Here is a 21,374-nt window from a genome sequence, read left to right as displayed (position 1 = left end):
TACATTCAAGCCCTTCATTCAGGCAGCCACTGCGCGATACTCATCGTCAGCGCCGTGGTGACGACGCCCATGACCGTCGATAAGGCCACGCTGCCGGTCACCTCGGTTTCTGCGGTGCGGTAGCGAACCGCAAAAAGATAGACGTTCGCGCCGATCGGCAGCGATGCAACCACCGCCATCACCTTGAACGGCACGCCATTCAGCCCGAGTAGCAGGCCGATGACGATAAAGACCGCCGGGTGCACGAGGTTCTTCATCACGCTCAACATGAAGGCCGCTTTGATTCCCGACGCAATCGAACTCGATGCCAGCGTGACGCCCACCAGCACGAGCGCCATCGGTGAAAATGCACTGCCGAGTATCCGCATCGGCTCGTCGATCATCTTGGGCAGCGACCAACCAGTCAAACCGAACGCGATGCCGCAGAGAATCGGCAGGGGGATCGGGTGCAGGATCGACCCCTTCATCGCCTTGCCCACGGTGCGGAGCAAATGATGCCATCGCGCGACACCGCTTGGCGGCAGTGCCCCCGCCGCGACGGCCGCGGCCGACTGTTCATTGACGACGACGAATTCGAGTACGATCGTCACCATCGTCAACATGATAAAGGAGTGCACCGAAATCAAGGCAAACAAGGTCACGAGGCCGGCATCGCCGAACGCGATATTGACCAGCGGTACGCCGATCATCAAGGTATTCGAAAACGTGCTGGCGAGACCCATCACCGCGCCGCGTCGGTTACGCCCCTGTCTCAGAAACACGGCGAAGAACACTACCCACATCGCACTGAGGTAGATCGCAACCGGCCGAAAATCGAGTTGCGCGATATGCACCTTGCTCATCGTCCGGAACAGCAGGGCCGGAGCCAGCACGCAAAAGACGATATTGGAGAAGTCGCCGAGCGACGTCGCCTTGACCCACCCTACCCGTCCGGCCAGATAACCGACGGCGATCAACAGCACAATAGGCGATAAAGCGTGGAAGACAGCAAGCATGACGATAGGCGCGAGGCGCAATGAACTCCCGAGCCGAATCGAAGCAAGGAATCAGGGAAAGCGAGGAAAGGCCAAGAGTATCGCAAAAACGGTCGGCCGACCACGCGCCGAAATACCGGGCGAGGATCCTACCCCGCCTTGCGGCGCCGCCGCGACGCCAGCGCGCGCACGATGCACAGACCGCCGATCATGACCGTCAGCGATAGCACCGTCGTGACGGTACCAAGGGCATAGATCGCCGGCGTCGTGACCGATGTCGTCAGCCCCTGCAATTCGAGCGGCAGCGTATTGAGATCCCCGATCGCCTGCGACGTGCGCGCGATTTCATCCCACGACAGCGTGAAACCGAACATCCCCACGCCGATGACCGCGGGGCCGATGATCGGCAGCACCACGTGCCGGAAACTTTGCCACGGCGTGGCGCCCAGATCTCGGGCGGCTTCCTCGTACGCCGGATTGAATCGATTGAATACCGCGAACATCACGAGCAGCCCGAAGGGCAAAGTCCACGTTAGATGGGCGCCCAAGGCCGATGTGTAAAGCCCCATCGTCGTCGTGAAATTGTCCGCGAAGTTTTGAAAACCCCAGGCGGTGGCGATGGCCTTCACAGCGAGATCGATCAGCCGGAACATTAGGCCGATACCGAGCGAGACGATGATCGACGGCATGATCAGGCTTGAGATCGACAAATAGAACACCGCACCCGAACCGCGAAACGCCTTACGGAAGGCCAGGCCCGCGCAGACGGAACAGAACACCGTCAGGACGGTGACGATCAAGGCAAGCCGCATCGAGCGACCGAACGCGCCCCAGACGTCCACGCCCCCTAAGCCGTCAGCCAGCGAGGCGAACCAATGCAGCGACACGCCGCGCATCGGGAAGGTCAAGCCGCCCTGCGGTCCCTGAAACGACAGGATGAAGATCGTGATGACCGGGCCGTAGAGAAACAGCACGAATAGCGCGAAAAGCGCTGCCAGCCAATAAAAACTGCCGGGCCGTCGTTCGCGTACCCGCTTGACGCTGGGTTTCATCTCACAACTCCTTGCGAATATCGACGGTACGGGTCAGTCCCCAGACCATCATCAACACGACGATCAACAGCACGATCGCGTTCGCCGCCGCCAAGGGAAATTGCAGATCGCCGGTCTGTACCTGAATCATCTTGCCGACCGACGCCACTTGCTGCCCGCCCATGACGCCGACGGTGAGAAAGTCGCCCATCGCGATGGTGACGACGAAGATCGACCCGATCACGATGCCGGTGCGCGAGAGCGGGAGCACCACATGCCGCACGACCTGCCAGGGCGACGCCCCGCCGTCGCGCGCCGCTTCCAGCAGTCCGCGATCGATGCGCATCATCGCATTAAAGATCGGCACGATCATGAAGAAGGTATAGAGGTGCACGAACGCCAGGACCACCGAGAACCGCGAGTACAGCAACCATTCCACCGGCTGATCGACGACATGGAGCCCGAGCAACGCATCGTTCACCAGTCCATTGCGGCCCAGCAGCGGGATCCAGGAGATCATCCGAATCACGTTCGACGTCCAGAACGGAATCGTGCAGAGCAGAAACAGCACCGTCTGCATTGCCACGGTGCGGACATGGAAGGCGAGAAAATACGCAATCGTAAAGCCCAGCAGCAACGTGATCAGCCAGGTGATGGCGGTCAACGATATCGTGGACCAATACGTGCGGAACGTGACGCATAGACCGCCGGAGCCGGAGAAGCAGCCGTCGAAGACCATGGCGTAGTTCTTCAGCGTGAAGCCCGGGATCACTTGGTATTCGTTGTAGTTCCAGAAACTGACGACCAGCGTGATGATCAGCGGCACCAGGAAGAACACGACAAAGACCAAGGTCAGCGGCGTCACCTGCAACCAGGCCGGCGCACCGAAACGCCGACGCCCTCGTGCGCCGCCATTGGCGTCGAGCGTGTGACGGCCCTCGCCCCCGGCACCTGGGGCGTGCGTGCGGTTCGGTGCGACTTCGCTCATGCCGAAATGAACTCGTTCCACTTCTGCACCAGATAGATGTTCTGGTCCATCACGGCGTTCCAGCAGGCCACGGCGCTCATCCGCTGGTCATAGCTGCCACCATCGCGCACGGTCCCGGCCTTTTCCAGCAACTGGCCGTCCGGTGCATGAATATCCTGCGCGGCCGGCTTGCCTTCCATCCAGTAATCCCACTCATATGCTTGCATGAATTTGCGTGCGGTATCGGTGACACCTGGGTAATAACCCTGACGCATCAGATAGGCGCCGGCCCAGCCGTCCTGAAACCAGTTGATGAATTCATAGGCCGCATCGAGCTTGCGTCCTTGCAACGTCTTCGGCAGACCGAAGCCGGACGCCCAGCCGCGATAGCCTTCCTTCAGCGGCTGGAACGTGCAGGCGATGCCCATCGTGCGTACCTTGGTGACGGCCGGCGACCACATCGACTGAATCACCACTTCACCGGATGCCATCAGATTCACGCTTTCGTTGAAGTCCTTCCAGAAGGCACGGAACTGCCCTGCGCGTTTCGCTTCGATCAGGATCTTGATCGTCTGGTCGATTTCAGGCTTTGTCATATTGCCCTTGTCGACGTATTTGAAATGCCCTTGCGCTTCGATCGCCATCGCGGCGTCCATGATGCCGATGGACGGAATGTTCAGCAGCGCCGCGCGCCCCTTGAACTCTGGATTCAGCAATTCCGCCCAACTCGTGATCGGTCGCTTGATCAGATCCGGGCGGATGCCGAGCGTATCGGCGTTATAGGTTGTCGGAATCAGCGTCATCCACTCCGTGGGCGTCTTGGAAAACGCCGTGCTGCGCTGACCGTCCAGATACATGACTTTCTTCGGCGCCGTGCCCTGGTCGCCTACCGTTTTGCCGGCCACTTGGCCGCGCGTCAACAAGCTCGCGATATGATCGGCGTTTTTGATCTTCTTCGCGTCCATCCCCTGCAACACGCCTGCCGGAACGATTTTCGGCAGGGAAAAGTATTCGGTGTCGCAGATATCGAAGGAGTTCGGTTGCGTGATGATGCGCTTGGTCACGTCATCGGACGTCAGCGAGATGTATTGAATCGTGATGCCGGTATCCTGCTGGAACTTCTTCGCGATATCGGCGCTCTGATTGACCGCCGTACCGACGTAGCGCAATGTGACCTTTTCCTGCGCATGCACGTATGGAAAACCGATGATGCCCGCCCCGGCCGCGGCGCCTTTGAGGAAGGTCCGGCGCGAGAGGCCGCCTGCTCGGCTGTGTCCGGCGTGTGTTACATCCGGGTCGCGTGCCGCCCCCGTGCTGGGCTGCTCCGAAATCGCACTCACGATGGACGATTCGAGGGGCGGCGAGTGGCGTTGCGTCATTACGGTCTCCAAACGAGTTGATCAGGAAGCAGAGCGAAACCACGAAAAACAATTTTGGCGCGGCGCCGTATCAGGCAGTGGCAGTTTCCAGCGGATGAGCATGCTCGGGCTGCCACCAGGCGGTCACGGGGGCGCCGATCGCGAAGGTCGACGCATCGAAGGCGTCGTCCGGCAACAGCGCCACGAGCTCGGCGTCGGCGTCCCGTTCGCCGCGCGACGGATTGGACTGCGCACCCGACGGCGCCAAGGTCATGCGCAAATGCGTGCCCTGATATTCGATATCGCGAATCGCACAATCGAGGCTGGCGCCAGATGCTGCCGCACTGAAGCCGGATGCGCCGGTGCCCACGGGCGTGATACGCAGATGGTCGGCGCGTACCGTCCAATGCCGACCACCTGACGCCACGACATTGTGCCCGCCCAAAAATCGCGCGACGAATGCCGTGCGAGGGCGATTGAACACCTGCTGCGCGGTGCCCGACTGTTCGATGACCCCGTGATTCATCACGACGACCAGATCCGCAAGCGCCAGCGCTTCTTCTTGCGAGTGCGTGACGTGTACGAAGGTAATGCCCAACTCCTTCTGCCAGCGCTTCAACTCGGTACGCATCTGGACGCGCAGGAAAGGGTCGAGCGCCGAGAGCGGCTCGTCGAGCAGCAACACGCGCGGCTCGTTCAACAGTGCGCGCGCCAGTGCGACACGCTGTTGCTGACCGCCGGACAGCTGTGCCGGCAGTCGATGCGCATACGCGCTCATGGAGACGAGGTCGAGCAGTTCCGCCGCGCGTTTGCGACGGGCTGTTTTGTCGATGCCGCGCATCTTCAGGCTGAAGGCCACGTTGTCCAAGGCGCTCAGATGGGGGAACAAGGCATAGCTTTGAAACACCATCGCCGTCCCGCGCGCGGTCGGCGGGGCATCGGTGACGTTGCGATTGCCGATCAGAATATCGCCCTCACTGACCGCTTCATGGCCGGCAATCATGCGCAAAGTAGAGGTCTTGCCACAGCCGGACGGGCCGAGCAGGCAGCAATATTGGCCACCCGGAATCTTCAGATCGATCGCTTTCACGGCGAGCGCGTCGCCGTATTGTTTCGTGACGCTGACCAACTCGATATCGGCCGGTGCGGCATGTTGCATCGATCGCTCCCTAAAAAGCGCCTGCCTGGACGATGCGCGACGCGCGCACCGAAGTTTCGACATGCAAACGCAAGACATATGCCATCAGCGATAGCGATCGATGCGCTAGCCGCCCGCGCAATCGTGTAAGGTCCCGTGAATACAGGGCTTCCTCACCTTCGACGACAGATCGTCAACGATCTCGCACGCAAATTGCTGACGATTCGTGGCATGGCTCGTGCACGGCATGATTCTGGAATATCAGCACGGTCGTGGTGCGGCGATGCGCTTCTTTGGGGCGTCGCGCACTAGGAACGCACGGTGTCGCTTTGCCCACTTTTATCATTTGCAGAAAAACTATGACGCTAGCGCCGCCCCATCTTGCAAGCGCCCTTTCCGAGGCGGACGCATCCGTCACGTCGGCATGGACCACACCGTTGCGGACGCCCGATCGTTTTGCTTATCACGGGATCCATGACGGCCCCTCGGTGCAATGGCCGGGTGGCAAATCGCTGGCGGTCTACCTTGGTTTCAATATCGAGCATTTCGCGTTCGGCAGCGGAATGGGCGCGGCGTTGGGGCCGGTGTCTCCGGAGCCAGATGTCCTGAACTACAGCTGGCGCGAGTATGGCAACCGCGTGGGGGCCTGGCGTTGCCTGGATCTCTTCGACGATCTGGCTTTGCCTTCGGGCGTGCTGCTCAATACGGCGCTATACGATCACTGCCCCGAGCTGATCGCCGCTTTCGTCGCGCGTGGCGACGAGTTGATCGGCCATGGTCACACCAACGCCATGCGGCAGAGCGATCTGGATCGGGAGACCGAGCGCGCCTTGCTGGCGCATTGCCGGAAGCGGATCGCCACGGAAAGCGGCGTGACACCCGCGGGTTGGCTTTCGCCATGGATCTCGGAGTCGTTCGCGACGCCGGATCTGTTGCACGAGACAGGCTATCGCTATACGCTCAACTGGTGTCACGACGATCGACCGACGTCGATGCATACCGCGTCCGGACCGCTGTGGTCCATCCCTTATCCGCAAGAGTTGAACGATATCCCGATGATCGTCGGCCGCAAGATGGATGGCCGCCACTTCGCCGACATGATCATCGACCAGTTCGACGAAATGCGCGAACAGGCGGCCCGTGCACGCCAGCCTCAAGGTCTGGTCATGGGCATCGCGCTACATCCTTATCTTGTCGGACAACCCTATCGGCTCCGACATTTGCGTCGGGCGCTGCGTCATATCGCAGCGGCGCGTCACGACGGGGACGTCTGGATCACGACACCGGGCGCGATCGCCCGGCATATGGACAGCGTTACCGCATAGCGATACGCGATCGCCGGCCGTTGCAGGATAAAGCAGCGGCCGGCGCCGACGGTGCTTCGTGTTTTCTTGGTACCCGTTCACTACATTTACGTACAGCTCTGGCAAGACGATGGATCGTGCTACCTCTTCCCGCCGCGCCGCGGCCTCTCCAGCAGATGCCACCGAGTCGACCGATGCCGGCTCGGACCACGCCATCTATCAGGCGATCTATGACGGCGTGATGCATCACCGTCTGTTGCCCGGCACGAAGCTCCCGGAACCGGAACTCTGTGAATTGTTCGGCGTGGGACGGGCCGTCGTACGTCGCGTGCTCGAACGACTGGCGCACGAGGGTATCGTCACGATCCGACCTAATAAGGGCGCATCGATCAGCGCGCCGACGCCCGAGGAGACGCGCGAGATCTTCGAGGCGCGTCGAGCCATCGAACGCGTTCTCGTCGAACTGGCCGTGGAACGGGCGACATCGCGCGATCTGAAAATGCTGCGCCAGCAGTTGGCGCGCGAGCATGACGCCATGCATCGCTTCGATCAACCTGCGTGGGCGCGCCTCGCCAGCGATTTTCATTTGCAAGTGGGGGCGCTGGCGGGCAATCCGATATTGCTCCGCTATCTGAAGGAATTGATCTCGCGTTGTTCGCTGATCGTTGGTTTATACGAGGCGCCGGGCAATGCGCCGTGCGAGCACGACGAACACACTGCCATCGTGCAGTGCCTGGCGGACAAGGACGCGACCGGTGCGATCGCACTGATGTCCGCGCATCTCAGCGAGATCGAACGACGGATCGACCTCAACGGTCCGCAAGGCGAAAAGACCCTTGCGCAAATGCTCGGCCTGGCCTGACCCCTCTTCCACGAGAACGCCCATGACAACGCTTGTTCCGTTCGACACCCTCACCGCCCATCAACGCTACAAGTTGATGGCAAGCCTCATCGTGCCGCGTCCGATCGCGTTGGTCACCACCTTGAGCGCCGGGGGCATCGTCAATGCCGCACCGTTTTCGATGTTCAATATGCTAGGCGAGGACCCACCGATTCTGATGGTGAGCATCAATGCGCACGACAGTGGTGCCTTGAAGGACACGGCCGTCAATATCGCGCGTGAGAAGGAATTCGTCGTGCATATCAGCGACGAGGCGATGGCGGAGAAGATGCATCGATGTGGCGACCGTCTCCCATCGGATCAGAGCGAACTGCTGCATGCGGGGCTGACGCCGGCCGCGTCCGCGCGCATTCGCACGCCGCGGATCGTCGAGGCGCCGGTGGCGTTCGAGTGCACGTTATGGCAGACCTTGGAGACGGCGAGTCGCCATATTTTTATCGGTGAAGTGCAGTGCCTGCACGCACGCGAAGGCTTGATCGACGACGAAAAATGGCATGTGCGGCTGGACGACTTTCAGCCGGTGGGACGTTTCGGTGCGTCGCTCTATACGTCGACGCGCGACAGATTCACGCTGGGTTAAGGCATATCCACCGTCACAGCGAGGCGCCGCCGCACATGACGATTTGCTGACCGGTGATCGCGGCAGCCGCCTCGCTGAGCAGAAATGCAGTCAAAGCAGCGACCTCGTCCGGTTGCACATAGCGCCCCAGCGGCGGCATTTTCGGCGGCGTACCGGTCCGGCCGGCGCCCGTCAGAAAGGGCGTATCGGTGGCGCCGGGCGCGACGACATTGACGGTCACGCCATGCGTGATTGCCTCGGCAGCCCAGGAGCGCGCCATGCCGACCAAGGCGGATTTGGTAGCGGCATATTGGCTACGTCCCGCGGCCCCATTTGCCGTACGGCTGCCGATCAGCACGACACGTCCGCCCTGCGTCATTTTGGGGATCAGCGCGTCGGCGAGATCGGCCGCTGCCGCGACGTGCACTTCCCACATGGCAGCCAACGCCGCCGGGTCGAGCGCGCCGGCCGGCGCCGTACGCATCAGGCCCGCCGCGTGTACCAATGCATCCGCCGCGGGTAAGTCCGCCGCTACGACGCGCCGCTGCACCGGATCGGCCAAATCGACCGACACGATCCGCAGCATGCCAGGTGTCGCACGGTCTTGAAGCGCCTCGACGCGGGTCGAACGGCACAGTCCCGTGACCTGCCAGCCATCGGCCAACAGGCGCTGCGCGATCGCCAGGCCGATGCCCGACGAGACGCCGCTGACCACGGCATGGCCGACTTCGTCGGGGGAAGCATCGGTTATCACAGAATTCTCCAAGGTGTCGTCACAGTGATGGCGTCCGAACCCGTCTTGCCGCGGCGAGCCGGCATCAGCCGGCCAACTGCGGCGGCATCGCCATCCGGCTTTCCTGCCCCACGAGTTCGACGGCGACGCCCGGGGTCCGACTGAATGGCGCCAGGGCCGTCGGCGTGGCCGCCGAATCGGTGAGCAATGTCCACTGCCGCTCCATTGGCGTCCAGTGCTGTTGGCTGGCCCGCCCGAGTTTGTCGGCCGTGACCAGCACGAAGACGTGCGCCGCCTGCCGCGTCACGCATTCCTTTAAATAGGCCTGCTCGGCACTCGCTTCGCAAAGCCCGCGTTGCGCCACCACCCCGTCGGCGCCCAGAAAGGCCTTGTCGACGGTGATGCGGCTCAACGCCAGTTGCGCGAGCGGCCCGAGCGTACTCATGCTCGACGGGCGGATGTCGCCGCCGATCAGCGTCAGCCGGCAGTCGCTTGCCGCCAAGGCGGACACGACCAACAGATTATTCGTGACGACGTGCAGCCCGGTACGCGTCGCCAGGTGCCGGGCGAGCGCCGCCGTCGTCGTTCCCCCGTCAAGGAACACCGTATCGCCGCTGCCGACATGGGCGGCAGCGGCCCGCCCGATCCAGTCTTTCTGATCGCGCCCGCTATCCGCCCGTTCCGCCAGTGTCGCTTCCGGTTCATGCGTCTCGACGACCGCCGCGCCGCCATAGGTGCGCAAAATCAGGCGATCTTCGGCGAGCGCACGGAGATCGCGGCGAACTGTCGCCTCCGACATGCCGAAATGCGAACACAAGGTGCCGACATCGGTCATGCCGCCCAGGACTGCTTCCAACATCGCCTCACGGCGCTTTGCAACTTTCATATTTTCGTTCACGCCTCCGCCTATGCGTCGAGCACGCCGACGCGCTCGCGCGCGTAGCGTCACGCGCACGAGCGCCGGATCGACGCTGCCCTAGGGCGTATGGTAACGCGGCGGCGCCCGGTTTAGCCCTGAATCCAGGATTCGCGGACGTTGACGTATTTGATCCGTTGCCGGAAGAAGGTATAGGCGATATCAAGCGAGCCGTCGGGTGCTTCGATGATCGAGGGATAGGAGTATTCGCGATTGCGCTGTCCCTTCGAATCGTTGGTCAGGCAAAAACCATCGCCGAGTTCCAGATGCCGCGTACGCCAGGTCGCGCCGTTGTCGGTGGAGATGGCCAGCGACATCGGTGCGCGTGGCGCCCCCCAGAACGCCGTGCCGCGGGAAGACGCCGACTGATCGCGCAACGGGGCATTCGGGTCTTCCTCGCTGTCTTCGATATCGTCGTACAGCGATTTGCGACGCCCGGTCGCATTCGATGCATCGCTATGGTTGTACACCAGCGCCAGATGGCCGTTGCGCAAGGTGACGAATTGCACAGACGCGTTATTGTTCGGCAGCGTCGTCTGGACCGGTGCGCTCCAATCGCGCCCGTTCGTCGAACGGCTCGCATAGATGTTATCGGCCCATCGGCTGCGATACAGCGCTAATAGGCTGCCGTCGGCCAGCTTCTGCACATTCATATGCACGCAGCCGGTGCTGTCGGGCACTTCGTGCATCGTCCAGGTCTCCCCCGCATCGCGCGAGACCATGACGGCGCTGACGTCGTCGTTACCGCTCCAACGCTCGCCCGGCACGCTGCGGCACAGGAAGATCGGGCATACCCAGCTGCCGTCATCGAGCACCACCAGCGGCTGGCGCACGAAGGTGCCCTCGCGATCGAACAAGGTCTCGATCGGGCCCCAACTGGCGCCATGGTCGTGCGAGATCCGCCGGCGAACGATCGACGTATTTTGATGGCCCGACTTCTGCGCCGTGTAGACCAGCCAAAGCGCGCCCTCGGGCGTCGTGAACAAAAGCGGGTTCTGCTCCGAGCGCGTCGGATCGTCGGACAGTTTGACGGCTTCACGCCAATGCGTCTCGCCGGCGGCCAGACGCGACGCATAGATCGACACGTCCGGAATACCTTCCTGCGTGCCGCCGAACCAGACGCACATCAGATCGCCGTTCGCCAGGCGGTGCAGGTTCGCCGCATGATTCTGCACACAGGGGCTGGGCAGGAAAGCTTCGCATCGACCTGAGTCGGCGTAGTTCGCCGTCAGCGCGGCACCGTCCCAGCACGGTGCGCCAGTGAGCGTCTGCACGGCGGCATCGGTTGTCGCCGGCAGCGTCGTGTCGCTGGCCGCCGGGGCTTCGTCATGTAACAAGGCAACACCCATTTTCTGCTCCTTCATTCGTTCAATGCGCGTCACGGCGTGTCAGGTGCGTCGCGGCCGATGCGCCGGACGCGGCGTTGTCCATCATCGCTGCGGTCGAGGCGCGGCTCCCCGAGGGGAACAGCAAACGCTCGACGACGATGACGATGGCCGGGACGGCCAAGGCGATATACATATTGTCGATACCGAAGGGGTTACCCAGCAGGTACCAGACGGTGGTCGCGATCGTCGCGGCGATCATGCCGATGCAGGCACCGCGCGCACTGTTGTAGAACGGCAGGTAGATACCGATCAGCGCGACAACCGATACGGTCAGGCGCAGGGCACGGGTGAAGAACGACAAGGCGAGAATCTGCGGCACGAACAGGACGAAGACCAGGGGAATGATGCCGACCACCACCGAAATCCAACGCGACATCTTGAATTCCTGTTCCGGCGTCGGGTTATAGCGCGGCACGTAGAAGTCCTTGACCACCAGCGAGGAAATCGACAAGGCGACGGTACTGACGCTGACGAAGTTCGAGGCAACCAGCGACGTGGTGACGATGGCCGCCAGCAACGGCGACATATGTTCCAGGAACGTCGGCAGTGCGTACAGGCTCTTGATGCCAGGGAACAGGAACTTGGCGGCCACGCCGAGGAAGCCCAGCGACAACGCGATCGGGATACATAACACGGCGCACAGCAAAGCCGAGTTGCGTGCGGAGACGGCGCTACGGGTGGCTGAAATCGCTTGCAAGATAAACTGCGTGGAGAAGATCGCGCCGGCGGTACCGATCACCCAGGCGCCGATGGTTCCGACCTTCAACGAGCCCTGCCACGTGAAGTAATGCTCAGGCATGGCGGCACGCATCGGTGCGATGCCACCGGTCATCTTCCAGGCCACCACGACCAGAATCGAGATCCCGATGAGCTTGAAGGCGCTGTGCACGACCGTCATATAGGCGACGCTCTTCAAACCGCCCCAGGCAAAGTAGATCGTGCTGACGATTGCCGTGATGATCGCGGCGGTGGGCAGATTCGTCTTCAGGACCGTCGAGATGGCCGCCGCGCCGCTGACGTAGTTGCCCACGTTCACCAGGAACAGCGCATAGATCATGATCGCGGACACGATCGTCTTGGCCGTCTTGCCGTACTTGTTGGCGATGAAGCCGGAGATCGTAAATTCGCCGGAATTATAGAAGCGTCGCGCCATGAAAAGGCCGAACAGCAGAAAGCCGATCGAGGCGGCAATCGTCGACCACGACGCGGCAATCCCGACATTGAACGCTTCCTGCGATGTGCCCACCGTCGACTTGGCGCCGATGAATTCCGACATCATCAGGAATGACACCAACAGCACCGGCATCGAGCGCCCCGCCACCATGAATTGCGACGCGGTTTTACTGCGCAATCGGACGCTGACGATACTCGTCACGACGATATACACGGCCACCATGCCGAGAATCAGCGAGGTGGTGCCCAGGTTCGACGTATCCATGCCTGTCTCCTTTATGCGAGACCCTCGGTCGCGCGCGAACGGCGCCGTGGGTTCAGTTTGCCCGGCAGGCCGTTATCGGCTCGACCGGGTCGCGTTTGTTGTTATTGCCGGGTCTTCAGGAAAGCGTGCTGAGCTGCGGCTGTCCTTGTTCTGTTTTCTGCTTCGCCGAGCGCCGCGTCGCGAGCTCCTGCGCTTGTCGCAATGCTTCCAACATGCTGCCCTCGTCCGCTATGCCGGTCCCGGCAATATCGAACGCGGTGCCGTGATCGACCGACGTCCGGATGACCGGCAGCCCGACCGTGACATTGACGCCGTTTTCCAAACCCATGACCTTGACCGGCCCATGACCCTGATCGTGATACATCGCGATCACCAGATCGAAGTCGCCGCGGCCGGCACGGAAGAACAAGGTATCGGCCGGCAACGGCCCTTCCACTTGCCATCCGCGCGCGCGCAATACTTCGATGGCCGGGATGATCTTTTCTTCTTCCTCGCCATAACCGAACAGGCCGTTTTCGCCGGCATGGGGGTTGATGCCGCAGACGCCGATTCGGGGATTTTCGATGCCGGCGCGCACCAGCGTTTCGTGCCCGCGTTCGATCGTCCGTTGCACCAGGCCCGGTTCGATCTTGCGGATCGCGTCGAGCAAACCGATATGCGTGGTGACGTGAATCACCCGCAGTTTCGGCGCCACCAGCATCATCGACACTTCGTCGATGCCGGTCAGGTGGGCCAGCATCTCCGTATGACCCGGGAAAATGTGGCCGCCGGCATGCAGCGCTTCCTTGTTCAGCGGGGCGGTGCAGATCGCATCCAGTTCACCGGCCGAGGTCAATTCGACCGTTTTGGCGATGTACTGGTATGCCGCGTCGCCCGCGACGGCCGACAATTTGCCATACGGCATATCGGCGGGAATCAAGCCCAGGTCGATGCAATCGACAACGCCTTGCTTGAAACCGGCTTCGGCGGGACTGGCGATGGTACGTACGTCCAGCGCCAGCCCGGTGCGCCGTGCGGCGTCGCGCAGGCGGCCCGCATCGCCGATCACTAGCGGACGGCATTGTTCGTAGACGCTCGCATGCGCGAGGCTTTTCATGATGACTTCGGGGCCGACGCCTGCCGCATCCCCCATCGTGATACCGATAACCGGACGGTAGGTCATGACGGTTACTCCTTTTTACGCGTGTTTCGTGTGGTTCGACGCCGGACCGAGGGCCCGGCGGAAGAAATAAGGCGAAATCTCTGAATCGGATTCCCGACGTTTCGATGCGTGATGCGTTTTTTCTCGATTAAGTGCGTGCCGCAAGCGTTTTCAAATGGCGCCACACCACAGCCAGCGTGTCTTTGTCGCCGAAAGCGCCCGCTTTCGTCACGATCGGCAACCATCGGGCGTGCCCGTCGGATCCGGTCAGCACTTCCGCCAACGAGAGCGGCACACCGGGAGCGATTTCGGTATCGAGCATAAAGCAGGCGATCGATGCGGCCGACAACAACGCCCGTGCCGTTTCCCCGCCCGTCGCGAACACCGCCGACGCTTCGCCGACTGCCGTCGCGAGGCAGGCGCCGAATGCTTGCGCCAGCCGATACCCTTCACCGACACGCGAACGATCGCGCTGCGCGAGCGATACCACCACATCGCGGCCGGCCTGCAAGGCCGTCGTCACTTCCGACACGCCGAGCGGTTCCTGCAAGGAAGCCGCTTCGGGCGCGTCGCTCAACAAATCGGCGACATCGATTTCGATATGCTGCAAGGTCTCGCCGACGACCTCGCTTAAGGCGGCGATTTGCGCATGGGAGACGCTGGACATGCTGCCGACGACAAACAAGGCGCCTCGCTGCAGGTGCGTTCGGGTCGATGGCGTGTGCGCGATCGACGCATCGCGCCGCACGTCGAATGCCCCGATATCGGACAGCGCGCGCGTCAGCGATCGCGCGAGGCCGGCCGAGCCGACCCAGAACACGTCCGACTGCGTGACGCTCGCATCGGCAATGGCATCGAGATCGGCCTTGCTGAGCGCATCACACACGAGTGCCTGGGCGCCGCTATCGCGAGCGGCCTGTATCGCCTCGCGCCAGTGCGTCGACGCAGCGTCCACACCGGCACCTGCCGCGTGTTGCGGCACTGGCTGATGGCGAACCGTCAGTCCGGCCACTTGCAACATCGCGACCAGATCCGCCGTTCCCGACAATTGCTCGTTGCGCCAAACTTCCGTTTCTTCGACGGGAATGCCATGGAGTAACTGACGGCCTCCCACGGTTGTTCGACCGGCTTCCGGCAACGCCGGTGCGACAACCGCCAGTCCGACGAGCCGGGCCAGCGCGGCGACCTCCGCGGCAAGATGCCCACGCAAGGTCGAGTCCACTTTTTTAAAAATCCGCGCCCTGCCGGCCGAAGTCGGCTCGCCGCCTTGCGCTTGGTGGGAGTGGTGCACGTGCTGGGCGCGATGTGCATAGACCGCGTCGCGATGCACGTCGGCCGCCTCGGCCGCCGTCATCCGACGCGAATCCAGATCGATCGCGAGGACATCGTGCGTGGAAGTATCCGATTGCGGACCGGCGTTCGACGCGATAATAAGCGGCGTCAGCGCGACCATGGCCCGTGCGCCATGGCGAACCGCGGTGGCGGCACAGTCCGCCGCGCCGGACAGATCGTCGGCCAGGATCAACAGCGACGGCACGGACGCTTCCCGCGCCACGCCCCTAGCCACGACGCGATCCGCGTGCGACGTGTCGCTGCCGACGGATGTGCCCGTCTTGGCACACGTTGTCCGATCCGCGGCGTCGAGCAAGGCACTCATGGCAGCAAGCGGCGATAGATCGCGCGCATGTCGTCGAGCGTTAACGTCTTGGGATTGTTGCCGAGCAAGCGCGTGACTTTCGATGCCGCCGCCGCCAGCGCGTCCACATGCTCGTCCCGGACGCCAAAGGCGGTCAGGTCTTGGGGAATGGCCAGCGCGGCGGTCCACGAGACGATCTGCTGCATCAGATTGGTCGCCGCCTTCGCATCGCTATCCGACGTGGCGGCCAGGTTCAGTGCCCGCGCCACTTCGGCCAGTCGCGGTTCGATCGCATCCAGATTGAAGGCCATCACGTGCGGCAACAGCATCGCGTTGGCGACACCGTGGGTGACATCGAACATGCCGCCGAGCGGATAAGCCAGCGCATGGACGGCGGCCGTGCCGGCCGCGGTCAGCGCCATTCCGCCATACGTGGAACCCAGCAGCATCGCTTCCCGGGCAGCCAGATCGCTGCCGTTTTCGTAGGCCTGCACGAGGTTGGCACCGATCAAGCGCATCGACGCCATCGCGTACATATCGCTGACCGGATTCGCCTTCGTCGAGATATACGATTCCAAGGCATGGACGAAGGCATCCATTCCGGTGGCGGCCGTGATCGGCTTTGGCACGCTGACGGTCAACGTCGCGTCCAATAGCACCAGGTAGGGCATCAGATGCCGACTGACGATGCCAACCTTCAAGGACTCGTCGGGCAGCGTGACGATGGCGTTCGGCGTGACTTCCGAGCCGGTGCCAGAGGTCGTGGGCACGGCGATCAGTGGCACGCCCGGCAAGGCGATCTTGTCGACGCCGAGCCAGTCGCGCAGCGGCGTGGTCGCCGTCGCATCGGTCTGCTCGCCATTGGTCAGCCGCACGGCAAACAATTTGGCCGCATCGAGCACGCTGCCGCCGCCCACCGCGAGAATCGCGTCGGGCTGCGTCGGCGCGATCTGCTCGAGGAATACCGTCTCGATATTGTCGATGGTCGGTTCAGGCATGACGCCGCGCACGACCGTGGTTTGAATATCGTCGCCCTGCAACATCGTCACGAGACGCTCGGTGACACCGAGGCGATCCATCGACGGCTGGGTGATGAGCGCGATGCGGCGCACCGGGCGATTTAAGAGCGGCAGATAATCGAGCAATCGGTCGAGACTGCCACAGCCATGCACCAGATGCGGCGCGGTGACGACATGGCGGATGATCGGCGTGCTCGCTGGCGTGGTGGCGGCCTGACTCATGCTGCGCCCCCCGTCTTCGTCGACACGTCGGCATCGACCTTCCAGTCGCGGTACACCGACAAGGCGATGGCGAGTTTTTCGCGCGTCTGCGGATCCAGCGGCAAGGCCGGCGCGCGCGCGGGACCGGACGGCATGCCGAGCAGATTGGCTGCGGTTTTCAGCACGACCGGCATCGTCGCCCAGGCGAAAGCATCGCGCAGCGGACGCAGCGCTTCCTGCGCACGGCGGGCCGCCGGAATATTGCCGGCCTGAAACTGTTGCCAGATCGCCATCACGACATCGGGCACGGCGTTCGTCGTTGCCGCCACGGCGCCGTCGCCGCCGGCGATCAAGGTCCAGAGAATCATCGAATCCGTGCCTGTCAGCACCGCGAAATCGTCACGCCGCAAGCCGATCAACTGCACCAGGCGATCGAAGTCGCCACCGCTGTCCTTGATCCCGCGAATCGTCGGCAACTCCGAGAGCCGTCGTACCGAATCGATCGATAATTGCACGCCGGTCTTGGCGGGGATCGTGTACAGCATCAGCGGCAAGGTGCAGGCCTGCGCGATCTTCGTATAATGCGAGACCAGTTCCGGCTGTGTTGCGCCATTGAAATACGGCGTGATCACCGATGCGGCATCGACGCCGACGTCCTGCATCTGCTGCGTCAAGGCGATCACTTCACGCGTGGCGTACGCGCCGGTTCCGGCGATCACCGGCACGCGACCGCGCGCCTGTTCGACCGCGATCGCGGCGATACGCAGCTTTTCGCGCTCGTTCAAGGAGATAAATTCGCCGTTGGTGCCGAGCACGAACAGGCCATGCACGCCTTTTTCGATCAAGCGGTCCACCAGTTCCCGCAATGCGTCCTCATCGACATTTTCGTCGGCCGTCATCGGCGTGATCAGCGCCGGGACGATGCCGCGTGGCATGAACGGCTTCTTCGCGGGCTGCGCGGCGCTGCCGCCACTGGAAGCGTTGGACGCTGCGGATTGCAGGGACGGCGTAGGGGCGATGGACTGCATTATTGTTCTCCTGTCGCGTCCAAACGATGCAGTCGCTTGCGTTGGGACGCTGCACGCTGTTCAGATCGATCAAAATAAAGCGGGAATTTGCTCGTTTCGATCATTCTAAACATTTTGGGACAGCGCACCGATCGGTAAAAACCCTAAATCGTGATGCTTCGATCATTTCGATAGGGTGAAGTTGATCGATTCAATGACGTTTTGACTGAATCGATCATATCCTGATCGCCGGCAATGATCGTTTTTGGAAGGCGCGCGTGGCGAATGGCCGCCAAAAGGCGGTCAAAACACCCTTTTCGATTTTCCTTGCACTATGATGGCTTGCCGTCATTCCTGGACCTTGTTCACCGGAATTCGCGCGCATGCGGTCTTCGCGCATGCCTGTTCGTTTCGGTGAAGCCCCTCGCATGAATATCCGTTTTCTGGAAACCTTTGTCTGGCTTGCAAAGCTGCAGAACTTCCGCGTTACCGCGGAGAAGTTGCATACCACCCAGGCTTCCATCTCCAGTCGAATCGCCGCGCTCGAAGAAAACTTCGACGTGCGCCTGTTCGATCGGAACTCCCGCGCGGCCACGCTTACGCCCGCCGGTCGCCGAATGTTGGCGTATGCGGAACGCATCGTCCGCCTGCATGAGGAAATGCGCCGCGAGGCCGACGATGCGGACGCCAAAGGCGGCCTGCTGCGCATCGGCGTGATCGAATCGATCGTCCACAGTTTCTTCCCGGCGCTGATGGCGGCGATCCGCAGCCGCTATCCTCGGCTCGAGATCGAAGTCACCAGCGATACGACGATTCATCTGGCGCGGCTGCTGCACGCTGATACGGTGGATCTGATTCTGCAGACCGACCGCCTGCCCCCGCCCGAGTTCACCAGTCTGCCTTTGCTGGAGTTGCCCGTGCGTTGGGTCGCCAGTCCGTCGCTCGCATTCCCGGAGCGCACGCTGACACTGTCCGATCTGGCCGCCTATCCGATCGTCAGTTTCGCGCGCCACTCCGGCCCGCACGCGACGATGGAACAGCTCTTCGCCAGCGCCGTGGAGCGGCCGGCTCGGATCAACTGCATCACCTCGGTGGCGGCGATGATCCGCCTGGTGGCCGATGGATTTGGCATCACGGCGCTGCCGCCGGCCATTATTCAACGTGAAATCCGCGATGGCCTGCTCGTCGTCCTCGACGTCGATGCGCCATTCCCCGCGCTGCCGCTGATTGCCGCCTACCGCACGCAAAGCCACCCGATCGCCGAGCGTATCGCCGAGCTCAGCCGGGAAATCGCCGCACAATTTCATTATTGAACGGGGTGCCGCGCTGTCTGGCGTGCAGGGGCGTGAGGCTTTGCCCGTTGTCGGTGATAAGTAAATCTTTTTGTTCCGAATTTTTTTTCTAGTTGGACCCGATTTCCGTCCACCGCAACACTGGCGCCTTGGCCCCATTGCACCTGCTGCATCCCGTGGATACCGGAGATTCAAATGAATACCATCCTACCGCCCGATACCACCCCCCACGCGGGACGCTCCGAGGGCACGAGCACGCACAAGCCGCGTGTCGGCCGTGGCCGCCTTGCCGGCGCCAGCATGATCGGTACCTCGCTCGAATGGTATGACTTCACCGTCTACAACACCTTGTCGGCGCTTGTCTTCAACAAGCTGTTTTTCCCGTCCGTCGACCCGCTCGCGGGCACCATCCTGGCATTCTCGACCTATGCCGTCGGCTATGTGTCACGACCGCTCGGTGGCTTCTTTTTCGGCAACCTCGGCGACAAGATCGGTCGTCGCGCGGTGCTGATGCTGACATTGGTACTGATGGGTCTGTGCACCGCCCTGATGGGCGTCTTGCCGACCTATGCGTCGATCGGCATCGCCAGCCCGATCCTGCTCGTCGCGCTGCGCTTCGTGCAAGGGATCGCCCTCGGCGGGGAATGGGCCGGCGCCGTCCTGCTAGCCGTGGAACACGGTGATCAGAAAAAACGCGGGCTCAATGCGTCCTGGACGCAAATGGGACCGTCGTTCGGCACGTTGCTGGGAACCGGCCTGATCGCGCTGTTGAACCTTTCGCTGTCGTCGGACGAATTCCTCGCTTGGGGCTGGCGCGTGCCCTTCCTGGCCAGCTTGCTGCTCGTCGGATTCGGCTTCTGGATTCGTCGCGGCGTCTCCGAGACGCCCGCTTTCGAAAAGCTCAGCGAGGCACACGCCGTCGTCAAAGTGCCGGTAGCCGAGGTGCTGACGCACTACTGGCGCCGCCTGATCGTCGCCGGCGCGGCCCGGGTCGGATCGGACGTGTTGTATGCCTTGATGGTCGTGTTCACGCTGACCTATGTGACCACGGTATTGAATCTGCCGCGCAGCGTGGCGCTTACGGCGGTGCTGCTGGGCACGGCGATCAACGCGGCCATCGTGCCATTCTTCGGCGCGCTGTCGGATCGTTTCGGTCGGCGGCCGGTGTATCTCTGCGGCGCAATCGGCGCCGTCATCTGGGCCTATGTTTTCTTCGTGCTGCTGGACACCGCGCATCCGGTCATGATCGCGCTGGCGGTGATCGGCGGCTTGACCTTGCACGCCGTGATGTACGGACCGCAGGCCTCGTTCGTGACCGAGCAGTTTCCCACCCGCGTGCGTTATGCCGGCTCGTCGTTGACCTATACGCTCTCGGGCATCGTCGGTGGGGGTTTTGCGCCGCTGATCATCATCAGCCTCTATAAGCACTATCACTCGACGATCGCCGTATCGCTCTATATCACCGCTGCGCTGGCCATCACGATCATCGCACTGCTGTGCGCCCGTGAAACCGCCGGCAAACCGCTGGAACAGTAAGGAGAGGTCATGAGCACCCTGCAATTCGCCGTTCGCGCCGTCGGCGCAACCCAGTCGGCAACGGATGTCGCCGCCCTCGACGTCGAAATCGATCAACTGGTCATCGCCGGGTGGGCCGGCCGCGACGCCGCCGCCATCCAAGCCCACATCGCCGAGCTGGCGGCAATCGGTGTCGCGCCGCCGTCGTCGACGCCGTGTTTCTACCGCGTGGCCGATACGCTGCTGACCCAATCGCCTGTCGTGCAACTGCTCGGCGGCACGTCCAGCGGTGAAATCGAATGCGTCTTGATCGATTCGCCGGAAGGGACCCTAGTCGCAATCGGCTCCGATCATACGGACCGCGAAGTCGAGGCCTACGGGGTGGCGGTGTCGAAGCAGGTCTGCGCCAAGCCGGTGTCGCGCGAGGCCTGGCGGTATGCGGATGTCGCCCCGCACTGGGATCAGCTCCACATGCAATCGTGGGTCGTCAAGGCCGACGGTCAACGCATCGACTACCAATCCGGCACCGTCGCCGGGCTCTTGCCGCCGCCGTCGCTGTGGTCCCTGTACGCGCAGACCGGGTCGCGCGACGCATCGGCCCCCTCGGCGGATGCGGCCCTGCCGGCTCGCAGCGCGATGTACAGCGGCACGCTGGCGGTGCACGGCGCGATGGCCGCAATGACCGACGGCGATACCTTCATTCTCGAGTTGACCGACCCGGTGCTCGACCGCCAGCTGACGCATCGCTACACCGTGGCGATGCTGCCGATCGTTTCCTGATCGGCCCGCGCTCCGCGGGAATACAACGCGGAGCGCGCTACCTATCTCGCCGTCACCCTACCGCAATGGCGCAGCG

Annotated in this window: 17 protein-coding genes and 1 pseudogene; 6 read left to right on the top strand and 12 right to left on the bottom strand. The window is 62.6% G+C overall.

The window, feature by feature from the left end; all coding sequences use genetic code 11:
• Positions 1–14: 14 nt before the first annotated feature.
• The 5 genes from ABEG21_RS23910 to ABEG21_RS23890 all read right to left on the bottom strand — a co-directional run bounded on the left by ABEG21_RS23910 (position 15) and on the right by ABEG21_RS23890 (position 5,489).
• Positions 15–995, bottom strand: a complete 981-nt coding sequence (locus tag ABEG21_RS23910; protein ID WP_347559049.1) for an AEC family transporter — start codon at positions 993–995, stop codon at positions 15–17.
• A gap of 128 nt (positions 996–1,123) precedes the next feature.
• The gene (locus tag ABEG21_RS23905; protein ID WP_347559048.1) at positions 1,124–2,026 is read right to left on the bottom strand and encodes an ABC transporter permease; all 903 of its coding nucleotides are present in this window, start codon (positions 2,024–2,026) and stop codon (positions 1,124–1,126) included.
• A gap of 1 nt (position 2,027) precedes the next feature.
• A complete protein-coding gene (locus tag ABEG21_RS23900) occupies positions 2,028–2,993 on the bottom strand; it encodes an ABC transporter permease (RefSeq protein ID WP_347559047.1) in 966 nt (321 codons plus the stop codon).
• Entirely contained in the window at positions 2,990–4,312 is a 1,323-nt protein-coding gene (locus ABEG21_RS23895) for a PotD/PotF family extracellular solute-binding protein (RefSeq protein WP_347559080.1), read from the bottom strand. The genes ABEG21_RS23900 and ABEG21_RS23895 overlap by 4 nt, the downstream gene beginning before the upstream one ends.
• Before the next feature lie 109 nt (positions 4,313–4,421).
• Positions 4,422–5,489, bottom strand: a complete 1,068-nt coding sequence (locus tag ABEG21_RS23890; RefSeq protein ID WP_347559046.1) for an ABC transporter ATP-binding protein — start codon at positions 5,487–5,489, stop codon at positions 4,422–4,424.
• 338 nt (positions 5,490–5,827) lie between these two features.
• Between ABEG21_RS23890 and ABEG21_RS23885 the strand changes: the two genes are divergently transcribed.
• From ABEG21_RS23885 to ABEG21_RS23875, 3 genes are all read left to right on the top strand, one after another.
• Positions 5,828–6,793, top strand: coding sequence for a polysaccharide deacetylase family protein (locus ABEG21_RS23885; RefSeq protein WP_347559045.1), 966 nt, complete (start codon positions 5,828–5,830; stop codon positions 6,791–6,793).
• Between the two features lie 109 nt (positions 6,794–6,902).
• The gene (locus tag ABEG21_RS23880) at positions 6,903–7,634 is read left to right on the top strand and encodes a GntR family transcriptional regulator (RefSeq protein WP_347559044.1); all 732 of its coding nucleotides are present in this window, start codon (positions 6,903–6,905) and stop codon (positions 7,632–7,634) included.
• A gap of 22 nt (positions 7,635–7,656) precedes the next feature.
• A complete protein-coding gene (locus ABEG21_RS23875) occupies positions 7,657–8,253 on the top strand; it encodes a flavin reductase family protein (RefSeq protein WP_347559043.1) in 597 nt (198 codons plus the stop codon).
• A 13-nt stretch (positions 8,254–8,266) separates the two neighbouring features.
• On the opposite strand, the gene ABEG21_RS23870 is transcribed toward ABEG21_RS23875, so the two are convergent.
• From ABEG21_RS23870 to dapA, 7 genes and pseudogenes are all read right to left on the bottom strand, one after another.
• Entirely contained in the window at positions 8,267–8,986 is a 720-nt protein-coding gene (locus ABEG21_RS23870) for an SDR family oxidoreductase (protein ID WP_347559042.1), read from the bottom strand.
• Between the two features lie 64 nt (positions 8,987–9,050).
• Entirely contained in the window at positions 9,051–9,851 is an 801-nt protein-coding gene (locus ABEG21_RS23865) for a DeoR/GlpR family DNA-binding transcription regulator (protein WP_347559041.1), read from the bottom strand.
• 122 nt (positions 9,852–9,973) lie between these two features.
• The gene (locus ABEG21_RS23860) at positions 9,974–11,230 is read right to left on the bottom strand and encodes a sialidase family protein (protein ID WP_347559040.1); all 1,257 of its coding nucleotides are present in this window, start codon (positions 11,228–11,230) and stop codon (positions 9,974–9,976) included.
• A 19-nt stretch (positions 11,231–11,249) separates the two neighbouring features.
• Complete coding sequence (locus tag ABEG21_RS23855) at positions 11,250–12,707, bottom strand: sodium:solute symporter family protein (protein ID WP_347559039.1); 1,458 nt, start codon at positions 12,705–12,707, stop codon at positions 11,250–11,252.
• Positions 12,708–12,822: 115 nt separating this feature from the next.
• Positions 12,823–15,403, bottom strand: a pseudogene (gene pdxA, locus ABEG21_RS23850) (4-hydroxythreonine-4-phosphate dehydrogenase PdxA).
• 98 nt (positions 15,404–15,501) lie between these two features.
• A complete protein-coding gene (locus tag ABEG21_RS23845) occupies positions 15,502–16,725 on the bottom strand; it encodes an iron-containing alcohol dehydrogenase (protein WP_347559038.1) in 1,224 nt (407 codons plus the stop codon).
• Positions 16,722–17,639: a 4-hydroxy-tetrahydrodipicolinate synthase gene (gene dapA, locus ABEG21_RS23840; RefSeq protein WP_347559079.1), complete on the bottom strand. Its 918-nt coding sequence runs from the start codon at positions 17,637–17,639 to the stop codon at positions 16,722–16,724. Before dapA ends, ABEG21_RS23845 begins: the two co-directional genes overlap by 4 nt.
• A gap of 500 nt (positions 17,640–18,139) precedes the next feature.
• Here dapA and ABEG21_RS23835 point away from each other — a divergent pair, with 500 nt between their 5' ends.
• The 3 genes from ABEG21_RS23835 to ABEG21_RS23825 all read left to right on the top strand — a co-directional run bounded on the left by ABEG21_RS23835 (position 18,140) and on the right by ABEG21_RS23825 (position 21,298).
• Positions 18,140–19,024 (top strand): LysR family transcriptional regulator, encoded by an 885-nt coding sequence (locus tag ABEG21_RS23835; RefSeq protein ID WP_347559037.1) that lies wholly within the window; start codon positions 18,140–18,142, stop codon positions 19,022–19,024.
• 174 nt (positions 19,025–19,198) lie between these two features.
• Positions 19,199–20,539, top strand: coding sequence for an MFS transporter (locus ABEG21_RS23830; RefSeq protein WP_347559036.1), 1,341 nt, complete (start codon positions 19,199–19,201; stop codon positions 20,537–20,539).
• A gap of 9 nt (positions 20,540–20,548) precedes the next feature.
• On the top strand, positions 20,549–21,298 hold the full coding sequence (locus ABEG21_RS23825) for a DUF2848 domain-containing protein (RefSeq protein ID WP_347559035.1): 750 nt from the start codon (positions 20,549–20,551) through the stop codon (positions 21,296–21,298).
• Positions 21,299–21,374: the final 76 nt, after the last annotated feature.

The organism is Robbsia sp. KACC 23696 (assembly GCF_039852015.1).
GTDB lineage: Bacteria > Pseudomonadota > Gammaproteobacteria > Burkholderiales > Burkholderiaceae > Robbsia.
This window is presented reverse-complemented; position numbering and strand designations above follow the sequence as displayed.

What these genes read in the sequence shown, in the direction of transcription:
- ABEG21_RS23910 (WP_347559049.1), bottom strand. Translation starts at nt 995, where the DNA reads ATGCTTGCTGTCTTCCACGCTTTATCGCCTATTGTGCTGTTGATCGCC.
- ABEG21_RS23905 (WP_347559048.1), bottom strand. Translation starts at nt 2,026, where the DNA reads ATGAAACCCAGCGTCAAGCGGGTACGCGAACGACGGCCCGGCAGTTTT.
- ABEG21_RS23900 (WP_347559047.1), bottom strand. Translation starts at nt 2,993, where the DNA reads ATGAGCGAAGTCGCACCGAACCGCACGCACGCCCCAGGTGCCGGGGGC.
- ABEG21_RS23890 (WP_347559046.1), bottom strand. Translation starts at nt 5,489, where the DNA reads ATGCAACATGCCGCACCGGCCGATATCGAGTTGGTCAGCGTCACGAAA.
- ABEG21_RS23885 (WP_347559045.1), top strand. Translation starts at nt 5,828, where the DNA reads ATGACGCTAGCGCCGCCCCATCTTGCAAGCGCCCTTTCCGAGGCGGAC.
- ABEG21_RS23880 (WP_347559044.1), top strand. Translation starts at nt 6,903, where the DNA reads ATGGATCGTGCTACCTCTTCCCGCCGCGCCGCGGCCTCTCCAGCAGAT.
- ABEG21_RS23875 (WP_347559043.1), top strand. Translation starts at nt 7,657, where the DNA reads ATGACAACGCTTGTTCCGTTCGACACCCTCACCGCCCATCAACGCTAC.
- ABEG21_RS23865 (WP_347559041.1), bottom strand. Translation starts at nt 9,851, where the DNA reads ATGAAAGTTGCAAAGCGCCGTGAGGCGATGTTGGAAGCAGTCCTGGGC.
- ABEG21_RS23860 (WP_347559040.1), bottom strand. Translation starts at nt 11,230, where the DNA reads ATGGGTGTTGCCTTGTTACATGACGAAGCCCCGGCGGCCAGCGACACG.
- ABEG21_RS23855 (WP_347559039.1), bottom strand. Translation starts at nt 12,707, where the DNA reads ATGGATACGTCGAACCTGGGCACCACCTCGCTGATTCTCGGCATGGTG.
- ABEG21_RS23845 (WP_347559038.1), bottom strand. Translation starts at nt 16,725, where the DNA reads ATGAGTCAGGCCGCCACCACGCCAGCGAGCACGCCGATCATCCGCCAT.
- dapA (WP_347559079.1), bottom strand. Translation starts at nt 17,639, where the DNA reads ATGCCACGCGGCATCGTCCCGGCGCTGATCACGCCGATGACGGCCGAC.
- ABEG21_RS23835 (WP_347559037.1), top strand. Translation starts at nt 18,140, where the DNA reads ATGAATATCCGTTTTCTGGAAACCTTTGTCTGGCTTGCAAAGCTGCAG.
- ABEG21_RS23830 (WP_347559036.1), top strand. Translation starts at nt 19,199, where the DNA reads ATGAATACCATCCTACCGCCCGATACCACCCCCCACGCGGGACGCTCC.
- ABEG21_RS23825 (WP_347559035.1), top strand. Translation starts at nt 20,549, where the DNA reads ATGAGCACCCTGCAATTCGCCGTTCGCGCCGTCGGCGCAACCCAGTCG.